Here is a 4,690-nt window from a genome sequence, read left to right on the forward strand (position 1 = left end):
CTCCATACCCATCTCGACTGCGCGCGTGCCCACGTTGCTCGCGGCGGAGCCGAGCGCGCGCGCGCCGAAGGACCCGAACGCGCGTCCGCCGAGGCCGCCGACCGGCTTCATCAGCGCGCTGCCCACCGCGCCGCTGAGAAAGCCGCGCAGCCCGGCCTCAAGCGCCTTTGAGCCGCTCTCGCCCCGCGCCCGCGCGACCGGATCCATCGCAGTCGCGGCGGCGTTGTTGGCGGCATTGGACATCGCGCCGACGCCCATCTCAGCGACGAACTCCCAGCCGCCCTTGAGCGCGGTCGTGCCCGCGACGTCGAGGACGCCTTGCAGCGCTTCGCCGGAGATCATCGCGGCGCGCAGGGCCGGCATGCCGCCCTTGATGGCCGCGCCCGCCGCCGCGCCCAGTCCCGCCGTGAACGACTGCACGAGCGCGACGACCATGTCGCGCTCCATTTCCGCGCGACTGTAACGATTCCCCTTGATCGACGCCGACAGCGCAACGCCCGCGACGCCCGCCCCGAACGTGACCAGCAGCGGAATCCAGATGGAGGCCGCCGCGCCGCCGGTCAGCGCGGTCGTGACGACGGCCGCCGCCACCATCAGCCCGGTGACGACGGCATTCGCCACGCGGTCGGTCATCGCCTTGTAGCTTTCGGCGGCGAGATGCGTCATGCGCAGCGCCAGCTCGAATTCCGCGACGCTGCCGCCGGCGGGCGGGCGGAACTTGCCGTTCTCGTCGAAGTTGCCGCGCGCCTCGCCTTCGCCCAGCGCGCGGCCGAACTCGTCGAAAGCGCCCGGCGGCACGCCCATCAGCCGTTCGATGTCGCCGCGCGATTTCTCCAGCGCGTCGTAATCGCCAGTGATCTTGCCGGCGAGCGTGCCGAGGAGCCCAGCGTCGCGAATCTGCTGATGCGCGCGCATGCGCGACACTTCGGCGCGTTCGCGATCGTTCTTCGCGACGCCCATGCGCGCCAGCTCGATTTCCTGGCGCTCGTCGCCGGACAGTTTCTCGCTCCACCAGCTGCCCTGGCCGCCGAGGTTCAGTTCTCGGTCGAGCTTGTGGTCCGGATGCGCCTTGTCCCACGCTGCGAACGCCTGATCGACTTCCTTGCGGTCGAGTTGGCCGAGCGTGCGCTTGAGCGTCTCGAAGCGCTTGTCCTCGTGCGCCATCGCGAAGTCGATGCCCGCCAGCGCGTCGTCGATGCGCGCTTTCTGCTCCTCGTCCCACGTCGCGCCCGGCGCCCGCACGGAGCGCACGTTGAGCGCGTCCGTGGTTGTGTCGCCCCGCGTCGCGACCTGTTTCATGAGATCGCCGCGCACGCGGTCCGCCTGCTGGCTCCGCTGCTCCGGGCTCAGGGCTTCTTCGTCGCCGGGCTCAAGCGCGCCGTGACGCTGGATCTGCCCGAACTTGAGCAGCACCGATTCCTGACGCGCGCGGGTGTCGCTCACGCGCGCTTCTTTTTCCTTGGTCGACAGCGACGACTTGTCCTCGCCTTCGTGCGCGTCGAGCACGCCGGCGTGCATCGCCAGCGCGAGCCGCTCAGGCCGCGCGCCGCCGCGCGTGGTCTCGACCGCGAGCCGCGCGGCCGCGGCTTCGTCGCTGTTCGCGCCGTAATCGACAACGTATTGCAAAAGCCGCTGCTGCTCGGCGCGCATCGTCATCCTGACGATTTCGTAGTGACCGCCGCCGTAGCCGCCGGCATCTCCGTACGCGCCGGCATCGGCCGAATCGGCCACATACACGCTGTGCTCGCGCGTGCGCCCCGCGAAGGCGACGATCGCCCATCCCGCCTTCGCGTTCGCCGGCGCGGCCGTCCCGCCGCTAGCCTCGATCTGGTCGAACGCCTGCTTCGTCTGCTCCCAGCGCTTTTTGTTGCGATCTTCGGCGACGTCGAAGGTGTCGAAGCCCGTGGCGTCGGTCGCGAGCCTGTGTTCGCCGAGATCGAGCGGATCGCGGCCCGAGATGACGTCGTCGCCCGCGCTGGACTGCGCGCCCGCCACCGTGTCGATCGCGCTGTCGTCGCCCGCCTCGCCTTCCTTCTGGAGATCGCGGCGCATCTTCTCGCGCAGCCGCAGCGCGTCGGCCTCGGCCACGCCCTTACCGGCCTCGCCCGGCGCGACTTCCTTCATCTTGCCGTCGACTTCGCGATACGCGTCGGCCTCGCGATCGAGCGCCTTGAAGACCTGCTTGTCGACGCCGTCGAGATCGTCGCGCACGTCGGCCAGGTCCGCGCCGTGGAGCTCGCGCAGCTCGGCCCAGCGCGCCGGCGTAAGCGAGCGCTGCACCGCCTCGACGCGCGCTTCCTCGTTGGTCCAGTTGACAGCGGCTTTCAGCTCCTTAAGCGCGCCGTCGAGGTCCTTGCCGTTCAGATAGGCTTCCGCGGCATCGACGTTGAACTGGTTCGTTTCGTCGGTCGACAACAGCTTCGGCAGATTGAATTCTAGATAGGTCTCGGCGCTGACATGATGCCTGTCGAGAAAGAGCGCCTTGATCGCCGCGCCCTGCTTCGCGGTGATCGAGCGCAATGCGGACATCACGCGTTCGACATCGCTGTGCGTCGCGTTTGCGCCGTCCCAGATCGCGGCGGCTTTCTCCGCCATCTTCGCCGGCACCTGTCTCACCGCCTGGTCGATGAGGTCGCGGATCTTGTCGTCGCCGGCCGGATGCTGGCCGACCGCCGAGCCCTTTTTGCAGAACGTCTCCGGCGCCATCGCGGGCTTGGCGGCGGGAGGCGCCGACGCATCGGCCGCAGACGCGTTCGTGCCGCCAGCGGCGGCCGCGTTGCCCGTCGTGTAGTAGCGCTCGACGCGGGTTCCCGTAGCCTCCACCGCCGCGTCGAGCCGCGTCGTTTCGTGCTTCAGCGCCCGGGCGATGGGCGGCACGACGCTGCCGACGATCGCGGCGATCGGCTCGGCGAGGCGCGGAAAGCCCGCCGTCGCGTCATCGGCCATTTGTTCCAGCGCGCGCGCGTTGTCACCGGCATTCTGGCCAAGTTGCAGCGCGACGGCGCGCGCGGAACCGGCGAGCCGCGCTCCATCGGCGGCATTCTGCCGGTCAGCGGCGACGGCGCCGAGCGCGGCCGCCGACAGCAGGACCGGACGCTGCGTGCCCGCGCTCGCCTCGACGCGCCGCCGAAACTCTGTCGCCGTGCCGGTGACAATGCGCGCGAAATCCGCCTCCCCGCGGCTCACCTCGGGCTTCAGGCCGTCGCTCATCACGCGCAGCGAGACGCCTTGCGCGACGGCGAGCGCGCGCAGATTCGAGTGATCGCGGTCCGCGCGGCGCGCGTCGTCCTGCGCCTCGCCGCGCGCCCGGTCGCGATGCGCGGCGAAAACCTGCTTGCGCTGCGCGGAGTGTTGGACGATCAGCACGCGCTCGGTGCGCCGATAGCCCGCGCGCAGCGCTTCGCGCAGCTTCGCCGCCGCTACGTCGATTTGCGCGAGCACCACCTCCTTCGTGCGCTCCACCGCCGCCGGACCGGCCTGCTCGGTCTGCGCGCGCCACGCGTCGACGTTGGCGAACGCCTTTTTGATATCGGCCTCCAGCGTGCCCGCGCCCGCCGTCGCGGTGTCGCCCGGCTGGTTCGCGCCGGCCGGGGCGAGCGCCTGCCCGGAATCGCCCGTCAGCGGTCCGAAGCTCGCGGCCATCGCGCGGGTCTGCTTGCCCGATTCGATCTCGAATGCCTGCGCGCGATGCTCCGCGCGCGGCGGCGTCCGCGTAAGAATGGCCTCCTGCACGGCATCAGCGCACAGTTCGACGTCGTGTCCCGTGGCTTCCGGTTTCGACGGAAGGTATTCCTCCGGCTTGTCGCGCAGTGCGTGCAGCGCCTCGACCGACGACGTGCCTGCCGTTTCGATGTCCTTCGTGTGCTTGCACGCGAAGCCGAGGAAGTCTTTCGCCTTTCCCTCGGGTTCCTTGCGTGCCTGCTGGATGGCGGCGCGCAGCGCCTGAAACGCGGCCCGCGCTTCCGACGTCGCATCGCGGATGCGCAGCCGCGCCGCATCGGCGCGCTCGTCAACGGCGCGCAGGGTCGCGGCGGAATGCGCCGCCAGCGACGCGCGCGCGTCGGCGAGGCCGCCGTCGATGTCGCGCAGGCTGTCGTCGAGCGCGCGCTGGCGGGCCGTCGCGTGCGCCGAAGCGGCACCTTGCGTCTCGCTCGACCGCCGCGCGGCATCGCTCGCTAGCGCGTCGTGCAGGCGGCGCGCGGACTGCGCCGCTTCCGCGAACACCGCGCGATAGTTCGCGCTCTCGCGCACGGGCGGCTGCGGACGCTCGACGCCGGACGGGCGCGCCGGCTGTATCGTCAGTTCTGTGGGCGCATCGAACGAAAGGCTCGTGTCGGACGGGCTCGGCGGCTCCGCTTCGAGGCGCAGCGGCTCGGCATCGGGCACGGGCAGCGGCGCGTCGGGCGTCGTCGCGGCTTCGTCTTGCGGCTTCTCCGTCAGCGGCTTGCGCTTGCGGAGCGATGCCAGCGCGGCGTGCCGGTGCGGCGCGATCACGTCGACTTTCGCGGCGACATTCCCGTCGGCGGATGGCGCGGGCGTCGCGCGCACGGCGTTCGTCGGACCGCCGGCGGCGACGGGCGGCGCCACGCGCGGCCTGAGATACGGCGGCCGCACGATCGCGCGCACCGGCGACGACGGCTCGGCGGACGCGGCGTGTTCCGCGGCAGGCGTCGCGCGCGCCGCCGTCGCA

Annotated in this window: 1 protein-coding gene; it reads right to left on the reverse strand. The window is 71.3% G+C overall.

Annotated features, from left to right (window positions below; translation table 11 throughout):
- On the reverse strand, positions 1–4,690 hold a 4,690-nt coding region (locus tag AWB81_RS46175), incomplete at both ends, for a hypothetical protein (RefSeq protein WP_159939019.1).

Source organism: Caballeronia arationis, assembly GCF_001544975.2.
GTDB classification, from domain to species: domain Bacteria; phylum Pseudomonadota; class Gammaproteobacteria; order Burkholderiales; family Burkholderiaceae; genus Caballeronia; species Caballeronia arationis.